The sequence below is a fragment of the Streptomyces sp. DSM 40750 genome, assembly GCF_024612035.1.
In the GTDB taxonomy this organism is placed as follows: Bacteria; Actinomycetota; Actinomycetes; order Streptomycetales; family Streptomycetaceae; genus Streptomyces.
Genome location: NZ_CP102513.1, coordinates 4,859,115 through 4,879,956 on the forward strand (window position 1 = coordinate 4,859,115; position 20,842 = coordinate 4,879,956).

Annotated in this window: 18 protein-coding genes; 8 read left to right on the forward strand and 10 right to left on the reverse strand. The window is 69.9% G+C overall.

Translation table 11 applies throughout. The annotated features are described in order from the left end of the window. Both pth and JIX55_RS21745 read left to right on the forward strand, forming a co-directional pair. On the forward strand, positions 1-603 hold the full coding sequence (gene pth, locus JIX55_RS21740; protein WP_257564965.1) for an aminoacyl-tRNA hydrolase: 603 nt from the start codon (positions 1-3) through the stop codon (positions 601-603). Positions 604-729: 126 nt separating this feature from the next. Further along, a complete protein-coding gene (locus JIX55_RS21745; protein ID WP_257564966.1) occupies positions 730-1,251 on the forward strand; it encodes a hypothetical protein in 522 nt (173 codons plus the stop codon). Positions 1,252-1,330: 79 nt separating this feature from the next. Here JIX55_RS21745 and ppc read toward each other — a convergent pair whose 3' ends face one another. Then, positions 1,331-4,063: a phosphoenolpyruvate carboxylase gene (ppc, locus tag JIX55_RS21750; protein ID WP_257564967.1), complete on the reverse strand. Its 2,733-nt coding sequence runs from the start codon at positions 4,061-4,063 to the stop codon at positions 1,331-1,333. 383 nt (positions 4,064-4,446) lie between these two features. Between ppc and JIX55_RS21755 the strand changes: the two genes are divergently transcribed. Both JIX55_RS21755 and JIX55_RS21760 read left to right on the forward strand, forming a co-directional pair. Then, a complete protein-coding gene (locus tag JIX55_RS21755; RefSeq protein ID WP_257564968.1) occupies positions 4,447-5,478 on the forward strand; it encodes an acyl-CoA desaturase in 1,032 nt (343 codons plus the stop codon). After that, the gene (locus JIX55_RS21760; RefSeq protein ID WP_257564969.1) at positions 5,475-6,152 is read left to right on the forward strand and encodes a TetR/AcrR family transcriptional regulator; all 678 of its coding nucleotides are present in this window, start codon (positions 5,475-5,477) and stop codon (positions 6,150-6,152) included. The genes JIX55_RS21755 and JIX55_RS21760 overlap by 4 nt, the downstream gene beginning before the upstream one ends. A 200-nt stretch (positions 6,153-6,352) precedes the next feature. On the opposite strand, the gene JIX55_RS21765 is transcribed toward JIX55_RS21760, so the two are convergent. From JIX55_RS21765 to JIX55_RS21785, 5 genes are all read right to left on the reverse strand, one after another. Further along, entirely contained in the window at positions 6,353-8,425 is a 2,073-nt protein-coding gene (locus JIX55_RS21765) for a glycosyltransferase family 4 protein (RefSeq protein WP_257564970.1), read from the reverse strand. Positions 8,426-8,875: 450 nt separating this feature from the next. After that, positions 8,876-9,760, reverse strand: coding sequence for a PaaX family transcriptional regulator (locus JIX55_RS21770; protein ID WP_306820023.1), 885 nt, complete (start codon positions 9,758-9,760; stop codon positions 8,876-8,878). Between the two features lie 164 nt (positions 9,761-9,924). Then, positions 9,925-11,286, reverse strand: a complete 1,362-nt coding sequence (locus tag JIX55_RS21775; protein ID WP_257564971.1) for an MFS transporter — start codon at positions 11,284-11,286, stop codon at positions 9,925-9,927. Positions 11,287-11,421: 135 nt separating this feature from the next. Then, a complete protein-coding gene (locus JIX55_RS21780) occupies positions 11,422-11,781 on the reverse strand; it encodes a VOC family protein (protein ID WP_257564972.1) in 360 nt (119 codons plus the stop codon). Beyond that, complete coding sequence (locus tag JIX55_RS21785) at positions 11,778-12,596, reverse strand: trans-aconitate 2-methyltransferase (protein WP_257564973.1); 819 nt, start codon at positions 12,594-12,596, stop codon at positions 11,778-11,780. Before JIX55_RS21785 ends, JIX55_RS21780 begins: the two co-directional genes overlap by 4 nt. Positions 12,597-12,766: 170 nt before the next feature. Between JIX55_RS21785 and JIX55_RS21790 the strand changes: the two genes are divergently transcribed. Further along, positions 12,767-13,264: a MarR family winged helix-turn-helix transcriptional regulator gene (locus JIX55_RS21790; protein WP_257564974.1), complete on the forward strand. Its 498-nt coding sequence runs from the start codon at positions 12,767-12,769 to the stop codon at positions 13,262-13,264. Positions 13,265-13,362: 98 nt separating this feature from the next. Here the strand turns inward: JIX55_RS21790 and JIX55_RS21795 are convergent, their stop codons facing one another. After that, a complete protein-coding gene (locus JIX55_RS21795; RefSeq protein WP_257564975.1) occupies positions 13,363-14,145 on the reverse strand; it encodes a LuxR C-terminal-related transcriptional regulator in 783 nt (260 codons plus the stop codon). Between the two features lie 261 nt (positions 14,146-14,406). Here JIX55_RS21795 and JIX55_RS21800 point away from each other — a divergent pair, with 261 nt between their 5' ends. Continuing rightward, entirely contained in the window at positions 14,407-14,850 is a 444-nt protein-coding gene (locus JIX55_RS21800) for a GNAT family N-acetyltransferase (protein WP_257564976.1), read from the forward strand. Positions 14,851-14,927: 77 nt separating this feature from the next. Beyond that, on the forward strand, positions 14,928-15,575 hold the full coding sequence (locus JIX55_RS21805) for a class I SAM-dependent methyltransferase (protein WP_257569430.1): 648 nt from the start codon (positions 14,928-14,930) through the stop codon (positions 15,573-15,575). A 74-nt stretch (positions 15,576-15,649) separates the two neighbouring features. Here JIX55_RS21805 and galK read toward each other — a convergent pair whose 3' ends face one another. From galK to galT, 3 genes are all read right to left on the reverse strand, one after another. Continuing rightward, positions 15,650-16,810 carry a galactokinase gene (galK, locus tag JIX55_RS21810; RefSeq protein WP_257564977.1) on the reverse strand — a complete coding sequence of 387 codons (1,161 nt, stop codon included), beginning with the start codon at positions 16,808-16,810 and terminating at the stop codon, positions 15,650-15,652. Between the two features lie 99 nt (positions 16,811-16,909). After that, positions 16,910-17,881: a UDP-glucose 4-epimerase GalE gene (gene galE / locus JIX55_RS21815; protein WP_257564978.1), complete on the reverse strand. Its 972-nt coding sequence runs from the start codon at positions 17,879-17,881 to the stop codon at positions 16,910-16,912. Further along, the gene (galT, locus tag JIX55_RS21820; protein WP_257564979.1) at positions 17,878-18,939 is read right to left on the reverse strand and encodes a galactose-1-phosphate uridylyltransferase; all 1,062 of its coding nucleotides are present in this window, start codon (positions 18,937-18,939) and stop codon (positions 17,878-17,880) included. Before galT ends, galE begins: the two co-directional genes overlap by 4 nt. Before the next feature lie 222 nt (positions 18,940-19,161). On the opposite strand from galT, the gene JIX55_RS21825 reads away from it, so the two are divergent. Next, entirely contained in the window at positions 19,162-20,832 is a 1,671-nt protein-coding gene (locus JIX55_RS21825) for a sodium:solute symporter family protein (RefSeq protein ID WP_257564980.1), read from the forward strand. Positions 20,833-20,842: the final 10 nt, after the last annotated feature.

A 20,842-nucleotide genomic window follows, 5' to 3' on the forward strand; every position in this document is an offset into this window, starting at 1 on the left:
ATGTACGTGACGAGCGATCCGAGTGCGCCCTGGCTTGTCGCCGGCCTCGGGAATCCCGGGCCCGAGTACGCGGCGAACCGGCACAACGTGGGGTTCATGGTGGCTGATCTGCTGGCCGAGCGGATCGGGGGGAGGTTCAAGCGGGCCGGGAAGGCGCAGGCGCAGGTCGTGGAGGGGCGGATCGGGCCGCCGGGGCCGGGGAACCGTCGGGTGATTCTGGCGAAGCCGATGTCGTACATGAACCTGTCGGGTGGTCCGGTGACGGCGTTGCGGGACTTCTACAAGGTGCCGGTGGCGAACATCGTCGCGGTCCATGACGAGCTGGACATCGACTTCGGGACGTTGCGGTTGAAGCTCGGTGGTGGTGACAACGGTCACAACGGGTTGAAGTCGATGACGAAGGCGATGGGGGCGGACTATCACCGGGTGCGGTTCGGGATCGGTCGTCCGCCGGGGCGTATGCAGGTCGCGGACTTCGTGTTGAAGGACTTCTCCTCCGCCGAGCGCAAGGAGTTGGACTATTTCGTGGACCGGGCGGCGGACGCGGTGGAGTGCCTGGTGATCGAGGGGTTGGAGCGGGCGCAGGGGACGTACAACTCCTGAGTCCGGTGGTGCGGTTACCGAGCTGTACGACTCCTGAACCGATCCGGACAAGTCCCGAATTCGGCCGTCGCCGTGCCGGCCTGCGGGAGTTGACCGATCGCAGCGTCATGGCCAATGATCCCCGCCATGTCTGCCATCAAAGCCCCCGCTCCCCGCTCGCGGCGCCGTCCGCGTCCGGACGGCGGTGGTGCGTCGGCCGCGCTGCGGTACGCGCGGCTCGGGGCGATGGGTGTGGTGACGGTGGTGATCCTGATCGCCGGGGTGTGGGGTTCGTGGGGCTGCGCCCAGCACGTGATGCTGAGCAAGGGGCGCGAGCAGGGGACGATGACGGTGTCGCGGTGCGCCGGTGAGACCTGCTGGGGGCCGTACGAGCCGGTGTCGACGGGGTCGCCGGCCCGGAAGCGGGTCGACATCGAGCGTTCGGTGGCGGTGGAGACGGGTGAGACGTACACCGTCGTCGTGAAGCCGGGCAGCAGCGATGTCGTACGGACGGGCCCGGCGGGTCTGTTGCACGCCTGGGTACCTCTCGGTGGCGCTCTGCTGCTGGCGGCGGTGGTCGTGGCGGGCGGTCTGCGCATGGTCCGCTCGGCCTGGGTGCTGGGTGGCGCGGGGATCGCGCTGATCACGGCGGCGTGGGCGGCGCTCTGAGCCGGTTCCGCGTGTTCCCTGACATGACGGTGCCCCCACGGTCGTACGGCCGTGGGGGCACCGTCGTGTGCGCGAGGTGTCAGCCGGTGTTGCGCAGGCCCGCTGCCACGCCGTTGACCGTGAGGAGCAGGGCTCGGGCGAGGAGCGGGTCGGGGGTGTCGCCCGCGGCCGCGGTGTCGCGCTGGCGCTTGAGGAGGGCGACCTGGAGGTAGGAGATGGGGTCGAGGTAGGCGTCGCGGATGGAGAAGGTCTGCTGGAGGACGGGGTTGGCGTCGAGCAGCTTCTCCTCGCCGGTGATGCGCAGGACCTCGCGGACGGTCAGTTCGTGTTCGGCCCGGATGGTGGCGAAGACGTGCTTGAGGTCGTCGGGGACGAGGGTGTCGACGTAGTGCTGGGCGATCCGCAGGTCCGTCTTGGCGAGGGTCATCTCGACGTTGGAGAGGAAGTTGCGGAAGAAGTGCCACTGTTCGTGCATCTCGTCGAGCACGGTGTCGAGGCCCGCGTCGCGCAGCGCCTTGAGGCCGGAGCCGACGCCGAACCAGCCGGGCACGATCTGGCGTGACTGGGTCCAGCCGAAGACCCAGGGGATGGCGCGCAGGCCGTCGAGGCCGGCGCCGGAGTCGGGGCGGCGCGAGGGCCGGGACCCGAGGTGCAGGTCGGCGAGTTGGTCGACGGGGGTGGAGGCGAAGAAGTACGCCGGGAGGTCGGGGTCTTCGACGAGTCGGCGGTAGGCGGATTCGGCCGCGTCGCTGACCAGGTCCATGGCCGCGTCCCAGCGGGCCAGGGCGTCCTCGGACTGGCGGGGGGCGGTGTGGAGGGCGGAGGCCTGGAGGGTGGCCGCGACTGTCAGTTCCAGGTTCTCCCTGGCCAGGGAGGGGACGAGGTACTTGTCGGAGATGACCTCGCCCTGCTCGGTCACCTTGATCTCGCCTTCCAGGGTGCCCCAGGGCTGCGCGAGGATCGCGTCGTGCGAGGGGCCGCCGCCGCGGCCGACGGTGCCGCCGCGGCCGTGGAAGAGCCGGAGCCGTACGCCGTACCGGTGGGCGACGTCGCGCAGGCGGCGCTGCGCTCGGTGGATCTCCCACTGCGAGGTGGTGATGCCGCCGAACTTGGAGGAGTCGGAGTAGCCGAGCATGACCTCCTGGACGTCGCCGCGCAGGGCGACGAGCCGTCGGTAGGAGGGGTCGGAGAGCATTTCCTCCAGGATCGTGTCGGCGGCCTTGAGTTCGTCGGTGGTCTCCAGGAGCGGGACGATGCCGATCTTGGCCCAGCCGGCGTGCAGGTCGATGAGTCCGGCCTCGCGGGCCAGGACGGTGGCGGCGAAGACGTCGTCCGCGCCCTGGCACATCGAGATGATGTACGACTCGATGACTTCGGGGCCGAAGACGGCGAGGGCCTTCTTCACGGTCTCGAACACGCCGAGGGTCTTGGCGCCGGCGGCGTCCAGGGGCGCGGGCGTGGGAGCCAGCGGCCTCCTGGACCTGAGCTCGCGGGCGAGGAGCTTGTGACGGTACTCGCGGGGCATGTCCTCGTAGCGCCAGGATTCCTCGCCGAGGCGGTCGAAGAGCTGGCCGAGGGTGTGGTGGTGGGCGTCGGCGTGTTCGCGGACGTCCATCGTGGCGAGCTGGAGGCCGAAGGCGGAGAGGGTGCGGATCGTGCGGTTCATTCGGCCGTCGGCGAAGAGGCCGCCGCGGTGCTCGCGCAGCGAGGTCTGGATCAGCGTCAGGTCGGCGATCAGCTCGGACGTGCCCAGGTAGTCGCGGCCGGGTTCGTGCGGGATGCCCTTGGCCAGGCGTTCCTTGGTGTTCTCCAGCTTCTGCCGGATGCAGGTGGCCTTGAGGCGGTAGGGCTCCTCGGCGTTGAGGCGCTTGTAGCGGGGGCTGATCTCGGGGAGGGCTTCGAGGTCGGCCTGGAGGGAGGTCAGCAGTTCTTCGGTGGCGCCGGTGTAGCGGATGGAGTTGGAGAGGAAGCCGCGTAGCTCGTCGATGAGTTCGAGGGCGTCGTTGATGCCGTGCTCGTGCTGGAGGATGAGGACGTCCCAGGTCACCTGGGGGGTGACGTTGGGGTTGCCGTCGCGGTCGCCGCCGATCCAGGTGCCGAAGGTGAGGGGGCGGGTGGCGTCGGGGAGTACCACGCCCACGCGCTCCAGTTCGGCCGTCAGGTCCTCCAGGACGTCGCCGACGGCGCCCGCGTGCAGTTCGTCGAGGTAGTAGATGGCGTTGCGGGCCTCGTCGGCGGGCTCCGGACGTACGACACGGAGCTCGTCCGTCTGCCAGACGAGGTCGATGTTCTCGGCCAGTCGGGTGTCGTAGCGGCGGCGGTCTGACTCGATGACGGGTGTTTCCAGAAGCGCGGCGATGCGCCGGAGCTTGTTGAGTACCGACCGGCGGGCGGCCTCGGTGGGGTGGGCGGTGAAGACGGGGCGGACGTTGAGGTTCCCGACCGTCTCGCGCAGGTGTTCGGGGTCGGCGTCCTTCAGGCGATCGGCGGTACGGGCGAGGAGGCCGCCCTCGGCGGCACGCCGTGCCCTCAGCTCGCGGCCGCGGTGGACCTGTTCGGTGACGTTGGCCAGGTGGAAGTAGGTGGAGAAGGCGCGGACGAGCTTGGCGGCGGTCTCCAGTTCGGTGCCGCGCAGCAGGTCGGCTGCGGCTTCGCCGTCCTCGCGGGTCAGGCGGCGGACGCGCTCGACCAGCTCCAGGAGTTCGGGGCCCTCCTGTCGTACGAGGGTCTCGCCCAGTAGATCGCCCAGGCGCCGGATGTCGGCGCGCAGCTCGCTGCTGACCGTTGCGGTCTGGTCGTCGGCACTGCTCACAGGTGCGGCTCCTTGCAGTGTTGAAGCTCGTCCGGAGGGGGAACCCGAGTGGTTGCCCGGCGGCTGGGCGCCTGTACGGGCTTGGCATCCGGGCAGGATTGAGAGCGGACCGCGTTGTCCGACCGACTCCAGGATAGGTGGCCACGTGGACGCACCTGGCGACGGGTGCCATGTTGGCGGCACTGAGTGCCACATGCCCGCCGAGGTCGGCTGCTCCACCTGGACGCGCGGGGTCGGTCGTCTCTTGCCGCCCGGCACCGCGCTGCCATACTTACGATGCCGTAGGTTACGGAACCGTAGGGAAAGCCGACAGGTAGCCCCCGCACGCTGTTGCCGCAGGCACCTCCCCCTCTCTCCACCTCGACCCCACAAGGGGACGCCCCATGAGCTCAAGGTTCGATGTGATCGAAGACGCCTCGAATGTGACCGATTCGCCGGCCCCCGACGCGACCGACTCCCCCACTTCGTCGGCGACGCTGGGCGGCGAGCAGAAGCGTTCGATCGAACAGATCACGCTGCTCCTCTTCATCACCGTCCCGTTCCTCGCGCTGCTCGCGGCGGTGCCGCTGGCCTGGGGCTGGGGCGTGAGCTGGCTGGACGTCGGCCTGCTGGTGTTCTTCTACTACCTGGGCTGTCACGGCATCACGATCGGCTTCCACCGGCATTTCACGCATGGTTCGTTCAAGGCCAGGCGCCCGCTGAAGATCGCGCTGGCGATCGCCGGCTCGATGGCCGTCGAGGGCCCGCTGGTCCGCTGGGTGGCGGACCACCGCAAGCACCACAAGTTCTCCGACGCCGAGGGCGACCCGCACTCGCCGTGGCGTTTCGGTGAGACGGTCCCCGCGCTGATGAAGGGCCTGTGGTGGGCCCACATCGGCTGGATGTTCGACGAGGAGCAGACCCCGCAGGACAAGTACGCCCCGGACCTGATCAAGGACCCGACGCTCCGGGCGATCTCCCGTCAGTTCATCCTCTGGACGGCTCTCTCGCTCGCTCTCCCTCCCCTGATCGGCGGCCTGGTGACGATGTCCTGGTGGGGCGCGTTCACGGCGTTCTTCTGGGGCTCGCTCGTCCGGGTGGCGCTGCTGCACCACGTCACCTGGTCGATCAACTCGATCTGCCACGCGGTCGGCAAGCGCCCGTTCAAGTCCCGTGACCGCTCGGGCAACGTGTGGTGGCTGGCGGTCCTCTCCTGCGGCGAGTCGTGGCACAACCTCCACCACGCCGATCCCACCTCCGCCCGGCACGGTGTGGAGCGCGGCCAGCTGGACTCCTCGGCCCGGCTCATCCGCTGGTTCGAGCAGCTCGGCTGGGCGTACGACGTCCGCTGGCCGTCACGCTCGCGTATCGATTCCAGGCGCAACACGGGTGAGGACGGCTCCCGGCACCGGAAGGCGCCCGCCGAGGCGGCATGATTGACGCTGTGGCGACCGACTCCAGCAGCACCCCGAGCAACGAGAAGCCGCGGCGTGCGCGCCGCACCCGGATGACGGGCGCCGAGCGCCGAGCGCAGCTGCTGGAGGTCGGCCGCGCGCTCTTCGCCGCGAAGGGCTTCGAGGCCACGTCGGTGGAGGAGATCGCGGCGAAGGCCGGGGTGTCCAAGCCGGTGGTGTACGAGCACTTCGGCGGCAAGGAGGGCCTGTACGCGGTGGTGGTGGACCGCGAGATGAGCCGTCTGCTGGACATGGTGACCAGCTCCCTGACGGCGGGCCACCCGCGTGAACTGCTCGAACAGGCCGCCTTCGCCCTCCTCGACTTCATCGAGGAGTACACGGACGGCTTCCGCATCCTGGTCCGGGATTCACCGATCCCGCAGTCGACGGGCTCCTTCGCCTCCCTGATCTCGGACATCGCCACCCAGGTGGAGGACATCCTGGGCCGAGAGTTCAAGAGCCGCGGCTTCGACCCGAAGCTCGCCCCGCTGTACGCCCAGGCCCTCGTCGGCATGGTCGCCCTCACGGGCCAGTGGTGGCTGGACGTCCGCCGCCCGAAGAAGGCCGAGGTGGCGGCCCATCTGGTGAACCTGGCCTGGCACGGCCTGGACGGCCTCAACCAGAAGCCGCGGCTGATTGGACACCGCAAGAGTTAGTGGGGGGCGCGGTTCTCGGTCGGGTGCGGGTGAGTGGGGGCTGGTCGCGCCCACGCGGCGGTAGCCATCCACACAGCCCCGCGCCCCTTAACGACAGGGGCCGCGACCGGGGTTTTCAGGGGCGCGGGGAACTGCGCGACCAGCCACGACGGATCCGCAGCCCCCCCAACGGTCCAGAGCCACTACGGCGATGAGGCTCTTCAGTCGGTCTCTTCCACATCCTTCGCGCTGAGCGCCAGGTCGTTGTTCACAGTGAAGTACGGCCTCACCCGGGTCCGCCCCCGCTCAAGGTGCTCAAACACCTGACCAGGCACCAGATCCGTCTTCCGCCGCTCCACGACGTCCCCACCGATCCGCCCCACGGGAACGGCCCCCAGCCGCAGATCCCACAGATCGTGCTCGGCACTCCGCCGAGCCATGACCTCGCCGTACGGAACGGTGAACCGAACCTCCCGTTCCCCCACGGCCCACGCGGCCACGGAGAAGTCGTACGCGGTATCGGTCCGCGACACCACGCGAACCACGGCTCCCTCCCCCAGGGGAGCGGCGTCCCCGTACACCGTCGCGGTGACGGTCACCGACCCCTCTCCCACCTCGACCGTGTCGATCTCGGCATGCGCCGGCCGCAGCCATGTCCGCAGGGCGAGGAACCCGTCGGCGGTCGGGTACGGAATCCACGCCCCGACCCCCCGCTGATCGACGCTCGGCGCCCGCCCGACCAGCGCGGCCTGCTCCACCAGCCGCACGGCCAGCCGTACTCGCTTGTTCGTGCCGCGTGGTGCGACGTAGCAGTCCCAGCGGCCCTCGGCGAGGGTGTGCTCGGCCCGGCGCAGGGTCGCCTGAGCCACGGTGTCCGGGGCGTCGGCGCTCGGCAGCACCGGCACGCGGATCTGCCGCTTGCCGGGGTCGCGGCGCAGTCGGGCGATGAGGTCGAGGGGCCCGGCGGGCAGCTCGGCCGGGTCGAGGAGGACGGTCATGCCGCCGTCGGTGGTCGCGCGGACGTGCGCGGCGGGTGGTGTGGGAGCGCTCCCCTCGGGTGCGGTGACGGCCTTCGCGGAGCGCGGGCGGACGGTGCGGGCGGCGAGTTGTCTCAGCCGGGCCACGCCGTCCCATCTGCGGCGCCGGGACTTGGACAGTTCCTCGAAGAGGGCCTCGTAGCGGCGGGCGATGGCGGCGGGCGCGTATGTGTCGGCCTTGTTGAGGGCCCCCTTGCTGAGCCGTTCGCGCAGGGCCTCGTCGGTGACGATCCGCTTCAGGGCGTCGGCGTAGGCGTCGACGTCGCCGTCGAGCGGAACGAGCAGGCCGTCCTCGCCATGGGTGATGATCTCGCCGGGACCGTGCGGGCAGTCGGTGGCGACGGCCGGGACCCCGCAGTGCATGGCCTCGACGATGGTCATGCCGAAGGACTCCATGTCGGAGGAGACGGCGGCGACGGCGCCCTTGGCCCATTCGGTCTCGATCGGTGAGACCGCTCCCATGAGGAACGCGCGGTCGTGCAGACCGAGCCGGTCGATCTGCTCCCGCAGGTTCGCCTTCTCGGGGCCGCGCCCGTAGATCCGCAGGGTCCAGCCGGGGTGTTCGGCGGCGACCTTGGCGAAGGCGTTCACCAGCCTGTCGTACCGCTTGATGGGGATGAGGCGGCCGGCGGCGACGATGACCTGGGAGTCCAGGGACGACCGTACGACGGCGGGGGCCCGCACCCCGTTGGGGACGCAGACGATGGTCGTGGTGATGTCGGGCAGGGCGGCGCGGTACTGGGCGGCGTCGGCCTCGGAGACGGTGACGTAGGCGTCGAGTCCGGCGATGGCCTTGTTCTGGTTGGTGCGCAGCGGTTCCCGGTACTGGTCGAGGCTCAGGTGTTCCTGGCCGACGCGCAGATAGCGGCGGCGTCCGTCGCGGGCGAGATAGCCGTTGAGGTCCGGGCGGGTGGCGATGACCACGTCGGCCTCGGTGCGGGTGAGGAAGCCGCCGATGCGTTCGTCCTGCAGGGCGGTGTAGAGCTGGTTTCCGGTGGCGCCGCTGTACGGGAACATCGTGCCGGGCAGCTTGGTGAGCGGGTGGTCGCCCTCGTGGCCGGGGCTTTCTTCCCGCAGGTCGATCAGCGAGGTCAGGCGTACGCGCGGGTCGAACGGCAGGGCCGGTTCGTCGCGGGAGCGGTGGACGCTGATGACCTCGACGTCGTGCCGGTCGGCGAACGCGGCGGACAGGTTGGCCGTCGAGCGGATGGTGCCGCCGATCCCGAAGGCGTTGTTGATCAGAAAGACGATTTTCACGTGTGTTTCCCCCTGGAGCCCGCCCGGTGTGGGCGGCATCGCGTCCGCGGCCCCTGGCGGGGTCCGGTCGGGACCCTGGGGCTGTGCGCGGGCACGGCGATTTACATCGTCGGTGAATAGGAATTAATTGACGCAGCAGAAATCGACCGATCGGGAGAGACGAGCTCGGATGCGCACGGGAACGCATCGGAAAAGAAATCCCGGTCGGCGACGGAAAGGATAGCGACGCGCGTCACGAAACGGCGCACGGACGCGCCGGACAACTCAGCAGAAGCTCACTGGCCCGAATCCCCCCTGGTCAAGGCAGCCTCCCCCGCTACCTCGGCATGAACATCCAAGAAAACAAAAAGTGAAGTGAGGATATAGCCGTCACAAAGCGAAGCCAAAGAACATTATCGGCCAGAAACGATCCGGAGATACCGGCCTCGGAATGTAGCGCTCCACTTTTGGTTACGGTCTTTCGAGGGGAGCGGGCCGCAGCGGGGTCGTTTCCAGGACCTCCGCCGCCATTCGCCCGGCCGGTCCCGCCGTCTGCTCCGCGATGCGTCGGAACGTGTCCTGGGCCTGCCGCGCGGGCCATTCCGCCGGCAGGTGCCGGACGGGCAGCCGGGGGTCGGTGCGGATGATGCGCAGCCATTCGGCGACCAGCCGCAGCCGGGTGGCGATCGGGTCGGCGGCGGCGAGGTCGGCGGTGGTCCAGCGCTTGTCGAAGGCGACGTACCGCGCGGCCAGGGTCTCCAGGTCCCAGCTCTCGCGGATCATCAGCCCGATGTCGGTGAACTCGTCGGCCCGCGCGTGGAACACCTTCACATGCGCGTCCAGCCCCAGCCCGGAGACGATCTCCCGCACGTCCACCCGTCCCGGTGCGATCCACAGGCCGCTGTACAGGGCGCCGAACCCGGACCAGGTGAGCCGCGAGCGCAGATCGTGCCGCTGGCGCTGCCAGGACTCGGGGAGGGAGAAGCCGAGGAGGGTCCAGGTGCCGTCCCAGTCCTCGTTCACCGCGCCGTCGCGCCAGATGCGCTGCCCGCCGTCCCGCAGGATGTCCCCCGCGTGCGGGGTGAGGCCGAAGAACATCCTCCGGCCCTCGCGCTGCCGCCGCAGCAGCCCCCGGTTCACCATCCGCGTCAGCGTCGACCGCACGGCCTGCTCACCTGTGCCGACCCGCCCGAGCACATCGATGATGCTTCCCGAGTACACCCCGAGGTCGCCTTCGCCCCGGTCCAGCACGTGGTTCCCGAAGAAGGAGAGCACAAGCGACTGCGGCCGCGGCTGCGGCGCGTCGACGACATCGGCGTCCAGCGTTTCCAAGGGGTCCAGGATCTCGTCCTTCACAGCGGTAAGGGTACGGTCCAGGCCTGGTCAAGCGCCCTGAAGGGGCGCGAAGTTGTAGTGGATCCACGGCTCCGCCGCGGGGGCGCGAGAAGCCCCGCCCGGCCGCGGCCGGGCGACGACCCGCAGCCCCCGACCACCACCCGGGCGGAGCTCGGCGCGCCGGTTTACGAGGCCACTTCCTCCTTCGCGGCCCCCTCCCGGAGGGACGCGTCGCCCAGCGACTCCCGGTGCGTCTCCCGTACGAACCACACGGTCACGGCGGTGATCGCCGCACCCCCGCACACCAGCAGCGAGATCGGCGTACTGGAACCTCCGTTGGCCGCCACCAGACTCCCGGCGATCATCGGGGAGAACCCGGCGCCGATCAGCGTGGCCAGCTGGTACCCGAGGGACGCCCCGGTGTAGCGGACCTTCGTCCCGAACATCTCGGTGAGGAGCGCCCCGAGCGGCCCGTACATCACGGACTGGGCGAAGCCGTGGCCCAGGACGACGGCGAGGATCAGCAGTCCGGGCGACTTCGAGTCCACCAGTGCGAGCACGGGGAAGGCGAGCGCGGCGGAGGCGATGGCTCCGGCGAGGACGACCGGGCGGCGGCCGACGCGGTCGGAGAGCGCCGACGCGCACGGCAGTACGACGAGCGCGACGGACGCCGAGACGGTGAGCGCGGTCAGCACCTGCGGCCGGGGATAGCCGATGCCGGTGGCGTACGCGATGAGGTAGCTGGTCAGCAGGGACTGCGCGGTGAAGGCGCCGATGCCGACACAGGCGGCGAGCACCAGCGCACGCGGCCGGCGCAGTACGTCGACGATCGGCATCCGGGACTCGGCACGGTCCTTCTTGACCTTGGTGAAGAGCGGGCTCTCGACCACCTTCAGACGGACGAAGAGGCCGACGCCGAGCAGTACGACGCTGAGCAGGAACGGCACGCGCCAGCCCCACGCCGCGAACTGGTCCCGGGGCATGGCCACCACGAACGTGACGACGAGCGAGGAGAGCAGGGAGCCGAGCGGTGCTCCCATCTGCGTGAAGCTGGACCACAGGCCGCGCCGCTTCTCCCCGGCGTGTTCGACGACCATCAGGGTGGCACCGCCCCATTCACCGCCGATGGCGATGCCCTGCAGCACCCGCAGGGTGATCAGCAGCACGGGCGCCCACACGCCGATGGTCTCGTAGGTGGGCAGCAGGCCGATCAGGAAGCTGGCGCCACCCATCAGGCCCATGGTCAGCAACAGCATGGACTTACGGCCGAGCCGGTCGCCGAAGTGCCCGAAGATGATGCCGCCGAGCGGGCGGGCCACATAGCCGGCGGCGAAGGTGCCGAACGCGGCGATCGTGCCGACGGCCGGGTCTGCGCCGGGGAAGAACAGTTGGCCGAAGACGAGCGCGGCGACCGTTCCGTAGACGAGGAAGTCGTAGAACTCGACGGCCGTACCGAGCAGCCCGGAGAGCGCGACTCGACGCAACTGCCTTGTCCGCAGGGTCTGTTCGGCTTGCTCGGCGGGGTTGGGGAGGGGGGACGGGGACATGCGGGTCTCCCTGGAGCTAAGGGGGAACGAGGGAGGAACACCGCGAAGGTAGGCGTGCATCTGCCTGCCGTCAATATTTTGCACAACATCGACATCGCCGATCGGCCCTCGCGACGCCGCCCCCTCGCCCCCGACTCAGACCGGCTCCAGGAACTCCAACCGGTTCCCCACCGGATCCTCGGAGTAGAACCGCCGATACCCCGGCAGGTCGTCGTCCCAGGTCACGGACGCCCCGCGCGCGACCAGACGGGCCGCGTACGCGTCGATGTCCCGTACCCGCAGCCCGGGGTGGGCCTTCTTCGGCGCCCGAAAACCCCTTTCGGTCCCGAGGTGCAGAATCACCTCCCCCGCCCCGAACCAGCACCCTCCCCGCACCGCGAGCGCGGGGGGCTTCGGGATCTCCGTCATGCCGAGGACGCCGACGTAGTACGCCCGCAGGCGGTCCTCCGAGCCCGGTGGGGCGGCGAGGAGGACGTGGTCGATCGCGGTGATCACCGGGCCGCTTCCGGCTTGCGGGCGACGGCGAAGACGCGGCGGAACGGGTACGGCGTGCCGTGGGCGGTGGGGGGATAGGCCTCGCGCAGGGCCGTGCGGTATTCGGCGACGAACGGGTCGGCGTCCGCGCCCAGTTCGGTGAGGACCGGTCGCAGTCCCGTCCCCTTGACCCAGTCGAGGACCGGGTCCTCGCCCTGGAGGAGGTGGACGTACGTCGTCTCCCAGGCGTCGACCTCGCAGCCGAGGTCGGCGAGGGCGGCGAGGTAGTCGGCGGGCGTGTGGACCGCGTCGTCGTGACGGAGGGTCTCGCCGAGCCGGTCCCGCCAGCGGGCGGAGTGGGCGAGTTCGCGCATGAGGCGGTGGCTGGGCGAGTCGAAGTTGCCGGGGACCTGGAAGGCGAAGGTGCCGCCGGGGGCGAGGGCGTCCACCCAGGCGGGGAAGCGGTCCCAGTGCCCGGGGACCCACTGGAGGGTGGCGTTGCTGACGATCAGGTCGTACGGCTCCGGGGGCGCCCAGGTGCGGACGTCCGCCGCGGCGAAGTCGACGCGGCCGCCGCCCGGGGTGGGCCCCTCGTGGTCGACGTGGGCCTTGTCGAGCATCTCGGGCGAGTTGTCGTACCCGGTGATGTGCGCGGTGGGCCAGCGGTCGGCGAGGAGGCGGGTGACGTTGCCGGGGCCGCAGCCGAGGTCGGCGATGCGCGGGGCCTTCGCGGGCGGTTCGGGGACGTGGGCGAGCAGGTCGACGAAGGCGCGGGCGCGGTGGCCGGCGTGCCGCAGGTACTGCTGGGGGTCCCAGGTGGGGCTGGTGGCGGGCATGGGGGACTACCTCCTCGTGAACTCCTCCGGACTCCGGCGGCGCCGGGCGTCACCCGTCGACCCCGGACGACTTCACTTTCCTGGGCAGGTATCTCGAAGTCAAGAGACTTGATCCTAATTTCCTCGACTTCAAGAGACTTCATGTCGACACAACCACTACACTGATCGTCATGGAGGACGAGGTCGATCGGCTGGTCGCAGCGTGGCGCCGGGAGCGCCCCGACCTCGACGTGGAGCCGCTGGAAGTACTCAGCCGGGTGAGCAGGCTGGCCCGGCACCTGGATCGCGCGCGCCGGCTGGCGTTCGCCGAGCACCAGCTGGAGCCCTGGGAGTTCGATGTGCTGACCGCGCTCAGGCGCGCCGGGCACCCGTATCAGCTCTCCCCGGGTCAGCTGCTCACACAGACTCTGGTGACCTCGGGCACGATGACGAACCGTATCGACCGGCTGACGAAGAAGGGCCTGGTCGAACGGCTGCCCGACCCCAGTGACCGCCGGGGCGTGCTCGTCCGGCTGACGCACGAGGGCCGGGACCGCGCGGACCAGGCGCTCGCCGGGCTCCTCGACCAGGAACGGGCGATCCTGGCCGAGCTGTCCAGCGCCCAGCGCGGCGAACTGGCAGGCCTGCTGCGCCAGCTGACCGCACCGTTCGACAACATCCCCGGCTGAGGGATCCCGCCGGAGACGCGGGGTGTGGCACGCACTCCCCACCGTCTTGGAGGCGTGGAGGAACCCCCAGCCCCGTTGTCGTCACTCGTCGGCGGTTGTCAGGCGCTGCTGCTTTCCTCCGGCATGATCCGCCCGACAGGCCCCAGGTCGACCGGCCCGACACCCGCCCGGCGCGCGAGCGCGACCGCGGCGAGGGTGGAATGGACGCCCAGCTTCCCGAGGACGTTCTGCATATGCGTGCGGACGGTGTGCGGCGAGAGGAACAGGCGCTCGGCGACGGCCTTGCGCCCCAGCCCCGCCACCATGCACCGAAGCACTTCCCGCTCACGCGGAGTGAGGGACTCGACGAGCCGCTCACTCTCCGTGCGGTGCTTGCGTGCGGCGGTCAACTCCCGCAGGACGCCGGTGAGAAGCGCGGGCGGCAGATGTGTCTCGTCGCGCAGCACTCCCCGGATCACGGTGAGCAGCCGGGACAGCGAGCAGTCCTTGGCGACCCACCCGGACGCCCCGGCCTGCAGGGCGAGCGCGGCCCGGCGCGGATCGTCCTTCTCGGCGAGGACGACGGTCCGTACGCTCGGCTGTCCCGAACGCACACCCGAAACGAGCGATATGCCGTCCACGAGCCCGTCCTCGCTGCCATCGGGCACGGGTACGGCGGCCGGACGCGCGCCGGGGACATGAGCATGGCACCCCAGGTCGGCGTCGACCAGAAGCACGTCGAACTTGCGCCCTTCCGCCGCGGCACGGTCCAGACAGCGCAGCGCGGCGGGGCCGCTGCCGGCCGCGGACACGTCCACGTCCGGCTCGGCGGCAAGGGCCGCGGCGAGCGACTCGGCGAAGATACGGTGGTCGTCAACGACCAGGACTCGGATGCGAACCACTGAAACCCCCACTGGTCGGGGGACGACCGGCGCGAGTACGGCGCCCGGAGCGCTCCCCGGTTTACACCTGGGACGGGGCGTCGCAGCCGCACGGCCGCCGCCGTGCTGAACCGCTACCCCCACTCCGGGCGTCGTACCCGACTGTCTCGCCCCCTGATCAGCACCGGCCCCCACCGGCGCTGCTCATCAGGGTAAGGCCGGGGGGCAGGAGCGGAAGGTAATTTGCAGAACTGGTTGTCCAGCACGTTTATGGTGTGCCGCATGTTTCGTATCGAGACAGAAGTCGACAAGGAACGAAGCCAATTGCTGCGTTCCCGACTGCGTGCCAGCAACACCGCGGCTTCGCCGATCCTCCGGGACCTGCGCGGAACCCCTGGTGAACGGGAGATTCCGCTCCAGGTGTGGGCCCTGGACGAGGCGGGTGATCTCGCCGGCGGCCTGGTCGGCCACACCTGGGCGACCTGGCTCCACATCACGTATCTCTGGGTCGACGAACGCCACCGGGGTGCGGGCCTAGGCTCGCACCTGCTGTCCCGGGCCGAGCGCACGGCCGCCCGCGAGCGCGCCTGCCGCTCGGCCCGCGTGGAGACCTGGGACTTCCAGGCACCGGAGTTCTACAAACGATCCGGCTACGAGGTGGTGTGCGTGATCCCCGACTATCCGCCGGGGATCACGGAGTACACACTGACGAAAAGGCTCGGCTGAGCCCGCGCCGGAGCGGGCGGGAGGGAAGGTCGTGATTGCCTCGGCTCGCCTCAGCGCCAGGAACTACTGTCGTGAGCATGGTCGAAGACGATGCCCTCAGCGCCACCCGCGAGGCCTACGAAGCCGCTGCCACCACCTATGCGCAACTGTTCCACGACGCGCTGCGTGACAGGCCCCTGGACCGTGCGATCCTGGGTGCCTTCGCCGAGGTCGTACGTGCGAGCGGGGACGGTCGGGTCGCGGACCTGGGGTGTGGGCCCGGCTATGTCACCGCTTATCTGGATGAGCTGGGGCTGGCGGCCTTTGGCATCGATGCCTCTCCCGCGATGATCGAGTTGGCTCGACAGGCCTATCCGGGCCTGCGGTTCGACGTGGGCTCGATGGCCGCGTTGAACATCGCTGACGGCGTGCTGGACGGCGCACTCTCACGTTGGTCCATCATCCACACTCCGCCGCGGGAACTCCCCGCCATCCTGGCGGAGTTCCATCGCGTGCTGACACCTGGCGGCCACCTTCTGGTCGGCTTCTCGGCAAGCGAGGGCCCGTCGCACCCGACGCAGGTCTTCGATCACACGGTCGCGCCGGCCTATCGGTGGTGGCCCGATCACCTCGCCGCGATGCTGCGCGAGTCCGGGTTGGCCGAGGTGGCCCGGATGGTTCGCGAGCCTCAGCCCACCGACCGGCGGCAGTTCCAGGAGATTCAGCTGCTCGCCCGCAAAGCCTAGGCCGACGGGAGGACGGCACCGGCTCCCCTGCCGGCACCACCCTCCCGTGGCGAAAGTTGCGAAAGTGGCGAGGGTCAGGAGACCCGCCGCGCCCCCGCCGAAGGCACCGCCACGAAGACGCGGGGCGCAGTGAAGCCGGCTGCGGCGAAGGCCTCCTCGACCGCCTTGGTGATCGTGTCCGCGGTCGTCGCGTCGACGAGGACGATCGCGGAGCCGCCGAAGCCGCCGCCGGTCATGCGGGCGCCGAGGGCGCCCGAGGCGACGGCGGTGTCGACGACGAGGTCCAGTTCGGGGCAGGAGATGCGGAAGTCGTCGCGCAGGGAGGCGTGGCCCTCGATCAGGACGGGGCCGATCGCGCGGGTCTCGCCCGACTCCAGGAGGGAGACGACCTGCTCCACCCGGTGGTTCTCCGTCACGATGTGGCGGACCAGGCGGCGGACCTCCTCCTCGTCGCCGAGGCGGTCGAGGGCCGCGTCCAGCTCGTCGTACGCGACGTCCCGCAGCGCGTCGACGCCGAGCAGGGCGGCGCCCTTCTCGCAGCCGGCGCGGCGCTTGCCGTACTCGCCCTCGCTGTGGGAGTGCTTGACCTGGGTGTCGACGACGAGGAGCTGCATGCCCTCGGCGGCCAGGTCGAAGGGGATCTGGCGCTGGGAGAGGTCCCTGGTGTCGAGGAACAGGGCGTGGCCGGCCTCGCAGCACGCGGAGGCCGTCTGGTCCATGATCCCGGTCGGGGCGCCGACGTAGACGTTCTCCGCGCGCTGGCACAGGCGGGCCAGCTGCCAGCCCTTCAGGCCGAGGGAGAAGAGGTCGTTGAGGGCCAGGGCCACGACCACTTCCAGGGCCGCCGACGAGGACAGGCCGGCGCCCGTCGGGACCGTCGAGGTGAGGTGGATGTCCGCGCCGGTCACCGCCGTGTGGCCGGCCTCGCGGAGGGCCCAGACGACGCCGGACGGGTACGCCGTCCAGGCGCGGTCGGCCTCCGGGGTCAGCCCTTCGAGCGGCAGCTCGACCACGCCGCCCTCGACGTCGTCGGAGTGGAGGCGCAGGACGCCGTCCGTGCGCCGGGACACCGCCGCGACCGTGGTGTGCGGGAGGGCGAAGGGCATGACGAAACCGTCGTTGTAGTCGGTGTGCTCGCCGATGAGGTTCACCCGGCCCGGCGCGGCCCACACTCCCTCCGGCTCCGCCCCGTACAGCTCCTCGAACCGCTCGGCGACGACGACAGCCTCGCTCATCCCCTGACCCTGACCTTTCCGTACTCAACCAACGAACTGGATCGACCAACGAACCGGCCGACCCGGCAGACTACTTGGCGCGCGCATCCCACTACGTGACTACTTGGCGTGCGCCCGCGCGAACCCCCAGGCGTCCGCGACGATCTCCGCGAGGTCCGCGCGGGACGGGTTCCAGCCGAGCCGTTCGCGGGCCGTGGCGGCGGAGGCGACCAGGGTCGCCGGGTCGCCGGCGCGGCGGGGGGCGACCACCTCCGGGATGGGGTGGCCCGTCACCTGGCGGACGGTCTCGATCACTTCCCGCACCGAGAAGCCGTTGCCGTTGCCGAGGTTGCAGATGAGGTGTTCGCCGGGGACGGCGGCGTCCACCGCCAGCAGGTGGGCGTCCGCGAGGTCGGCCACGTGGATGTAGTCGCGGATGCAGGTGCCGTCGGGGGTCGGGTAGTCGTCGCCGAAGACGGAGATCGCGTCCCGCCTGCCCTGCGCGACCTGGAGGACCAGCGGGATGAGGTGCGACTCGGGGTCGTGGCGCTCACCGCAGGAGCCGTATGCGCCGGCCACGTTGAAGTAGCGCAGCGAGACGGCGCCCAGGCCGTGGGCCGCCGCCTCACCCGTGATCATGTGGTCGACGGCGAGCTTCGACGCACCGTACGGGTTCGTCGGCTTCGTCGGCGCGGACTCCACGATCGGGGTCGTCTCCGGCTCGCCGTACGTGGCGGCCGTGGAGGAGAAGACCAGCTTGCGGACGCCCGCCTCGCGCATCGCGCCGAGCAGCGCCATGGTGCCGCCGACGTTGTTGTCCCAGTACTTCTCGGGCTTCACGACGGACTCGCCGACCTGCGAGAACGCGGCGAAGTGGAGGACGGCGTCGAAGGAGGCGTCCAGCCACTTGGCGGCGTCGCGGATGTCGCCCTCGATGAAGGACGCGCCCGTGGGCACGCCCTCGCGGAAGCCCGTGGAGAGGTTGTCGAGCACGACGACCTCGTGGCCCGCCTCCAGCAGATGCTGGGCGACCACGCTGCCGACATAGCCCGCGCCACCGGTGACCAGGTACTTACCGGATTTCCCGCTCATGAACTCGCTACCTCTCGCAGTCGCTCGGCCGCGCGCTCCGGCGGCACGTCGTTGATGAACACGTTCATGCCGGATTCGGAACCCGCGAGGAACTTCAGCTTGCCGGAGGTTCGGCGGATGGTGAAAAGCTCGAGGTGGAGCGCGAAGTCGTCGCGGTTCACGCCGTCGAACTCGTCCAGCGTGCCGAACGGGGCCTGGTGCCAGGCCGCGATGTACGGCGTCGAAGGCTCACCTTCGCCGAAGATCCGGTCGAAGCGCCTCAAGAGTTCCAGATAAACCTTGGGGAATTCTGAGCGCGCGTCCTCGTCGAGCGCGAGCAGGTCGGGCACGCGGCGCTTCGGGTAGAGGTGGATCTCGTACGGCCAGTGCGCCGCGTACGGCACGAAGGCCGCCCAGTGCTCGGTCTCGAGCACGATCCGCTCGTCGGCGAGCTCCCGCTCCAGGACGGCGTCGAAGAGGTTCTCGCCACCGGTGGCGTCCTTGTGGGCCGCGAGCGAACGCAGCATCAGGGCGGTACGGGGCGTGGTGAAGGGGTAGGCGTAGATCTGCCCGTGCGGGTGCCCCAGGGTCACACCGATCTCGGCACCGCGGTTCTCGAAGCAGAACACCTGCTCGACGGAGGGGAGATGCGACAGCTCTGCGGTGCGGTCGGTCCACGCCTCCAGGACGAGGCGGGCCTGCTGCTCGGTCAGGTCGGCGAAGGACGCGTTGTGGTCCGAGGTGAAGCACACGACCTCGCAGCGGCCGGAGTCACCGGCCAGCGACGGGAAGCGGTTCTCGAACACCACGGCGTCGTACGAGGAGTCGGGTATCTCGCTGAGCCGGTCGCCCTCGGAGGGGCAGAGCGGACACTCGTTCGCCGGGGGGTGGTAGATGCGCCCCTGGCGGTGCGAGGCGATCGCGACGGAGTCGCCGAGCAGCGGGTCCCGCCGCACCTCCGACGTGGTGACGGTGCGCTCCAGGGGTCGCTTGTCCACCGCGTCGCGCACGGTGTCGTCGCGCAGGTCGTAGTAGATCAGCTCACGACCGTCGGCCAGCCGGGTCGAGGTCTTCTTCACAGCAACATGCCTTCCTCACGCGCCAACGCCCGCAGCAGACAGACGGCCGGGGGTCCGGGGGGGTGCCCCCCGGGAGATGCAGCACGCCGGACTCCCCATCCGTACCGCATCAGGCAATCGAGTCATCAAACAGAACCGAACACATCAAAGCACAAGTCCCCACCCCCGTCACCATCAAAAACAAACAAAGATCACCAGAATGCCAACCGAAGCGAGCTGCGCATGGAGAATCTCGCCGCCGAGCTACGGCTCCCCACCGACTGGCTCGACTACACGATCCTCGCCCTCTACTTCGTCGTCGTCCTCGGCATCGGATTCGCCGCCCGGCGGTCGGTGAAGACCAGCCTGGACTTCTTCCTCTCCGGGCGGTCCCTGCCGGCCTGGGTGACGGGCCTCGCGTTCATCGCGGCCAACCTGGGCGCCACCGAGATCCTCGGGATGGCCGCGAACAGCGCGCAGTACGGCGTCTACACCACCCACTGGTACTGGATCGGCGCCATCCCGGCCATGGTCTTCCTCGGCCTGGTGATGATGCCCTTCTACTACGGCAGCAAGGTCCGGTCGGTGCCCGAGTTCCTGCTGCTGCGCTTCGACCGGGGCGCGCATCTGCTCAGCTCCGTCCTGTTCGCCTTCGCCGCGATCCTGATCGCCGGGGTGAACCTGTACGCGCTCGCCATCGTCGTCGAGGCACTCCTGGGCTGGCCGGAGTGGGTGTCGATCGTCGTCGCGGGCGTCTTCGTGCTGGCGTACATCACCCTCGGCGGTCTCTCCTCGGCGATCTACAACGAGGTGCTCCAGTTCTTCGTGATCCTGGCGGCCCTCATCCCGATCACCGTGCTGGGCCTGAAGAAGGTCGGCGGCTGGGACGGCCTCTCCGACTCGCTGACACAGAGCCGCGGGCCCGACTTCGTGACGGCCTGGGGCGGCACCGGCATAGGCAGCGACAACCCACTCGGCGCGAACTGGCTGACGATCGTGCTGGGCCTCGGCTTCGTGTTGTCGTTCGGCTACTGGACGACGAACTTCGCGGAGGTGCAGCGCGCGCTGAGCGCGAAGAACCTGTCGGCCGCTCAGAGGACCCCGCTGATCGCCGCCTTCCCGAAGATCTTCATCGTCTTCCTGGTGATGATCCCGGGGCTGGTCGCGGCCGTGCTGGTCCCGAAGTTCGGCACGCCGGAGTCGGGCTACCAGTACAACGACGCGATCCCGTACCTGATGGAGGACCTGCTGCCCAACGGCGTCCTCGGCATCGCCGTGACCGGCCTGCTGGCGGCGTTCATGGCGGGCATGGCTGCCAATGTCTCGTCCTTCAACACCGTCTTCACCAACGACATCTGGGCGAAGTACGTGGTGCGGGGCCGGGAGGACGCTTACTACGTGCGTTTCGGCCGCCTGATCACGGCGGCCGGCGTGCTGGCCTCCATCGGAACGGCCTTCCTGGCGTCCTCCTTCTCCAACATCATGAGCTACCTCCAGACACTGTTCTCCTTCTTCAACGTGCCGATGTTCGTCGTCTTCATCATCGGCATGTTCTGGCGGCGCGCGTCGATGAAGTCCGGCTTCTGGGGCCTGCTGGCGGGCACGACGGCCGCGATGATCAACTACTTCGTCCTCTACAAACAGGACGTCATCGACATCCCCTCCGACCAGGGCGCCAACTTCGTCTCCGCGATCGCGGGCTTCGTGGCGGGCGCGGTGGTGATGGTGGCGGTCTCGCTCTTCACGGCCCCCAAACCGGAGGAGGACCTCCAGGGCCTGGTCTACGGCACGCGCTCCCCCGGCATGGAGGAGCCGCCCGGCGAGGGCGACGACGCGTGGTACCGGAGGCCGGCCCTGCTCGGCTGGGGCGCGGTCGTCCTGGCCGCCGCGTGCTACATCCCGTTCTCGTTCTAGGCACCGAGGA

Coding starts and splice junctions, on each gene's coding strand:
- pth (WP_257564965.1), top strand. CDS start 1: ATGTACGTGACGAGCGATCCGAGTGCGCCCTGGCTTGTCGCCGGCCTC.
- JIX55_RS21745 (WP_257564966.1), top strand. CDS start 730: ATGTCTGCCATCAAAGCCCCCGCTCCCCGCTCGCGGCGCCGTCCGCGT.
- JIX55_RS21755 (WP_257564968.1), top strand. CDS start 4,447: ATGAGCTCAAGGTTCGATGTGATCGAAGACGCCTCGAATGTGACCGAT.
- JIX55_RS21760 (WP_257564969.1), top strand. CDS start 5,475: ATGATTGACGCTGTGGCGACCGACTCCAGCAGCACCCCGAGCAACGAG.
- JIX55_RS21775 (WP_257564971.1), bottom strand. CDS start 11,286: ATGTCCCCGTCCCCCCTCCCCAACCCCGCCGAGCAAGCCGAACAGACC.
- JIX55_RS21785 (WP_257564973.1), bottom strand. CDS start 12,596: ATGCCCGCCACCAGCCCCACCTGGGACCCCCAGCAGTACCTGCGGCAC.
- JIX55_RS21790 (WP_257564974.1), top strand. CDS start 12,767: ATGGAGGACGAGGTCGATCGGCTGGTCGCAGCGTGGCGCCGGGAGCGC.
- JIX55_RS21800 (WP_257564976.1), top strand. CDS start 14,407: ATGTTTCGTATCGAGACAGAAGTCGACAAGGAACGAAGCCAATTGCTG.
- JIX55_RS21805 (WP_257569430.1), top strand. CDS start 14,928: ATGGTCGAAGACGATGCCCTCAGCGCCACCCGCGAGGCCTACGAAGCC.
- galK (WP_257564977.1), bottom strand. CDS start 16,810: ATGAGCGAGGCTGTCGTCGTCGCCGAGCGGTTCGAGGAGCTGTACGGG.
- galE (WP_257564978.1), bottom strand. CDS start 17,881: ATGAGCGGGAAATCCGGTAAGTACCTGGTCACCGGTGGCGCGGGCTAT.
- JIX55_RS21825 (WP_257564980.1), top strand. CDS start 19,162: ATGGAGAATCTCGCCGCCGAGCTACGGCTCCCCACCGACTGGCTCGAC.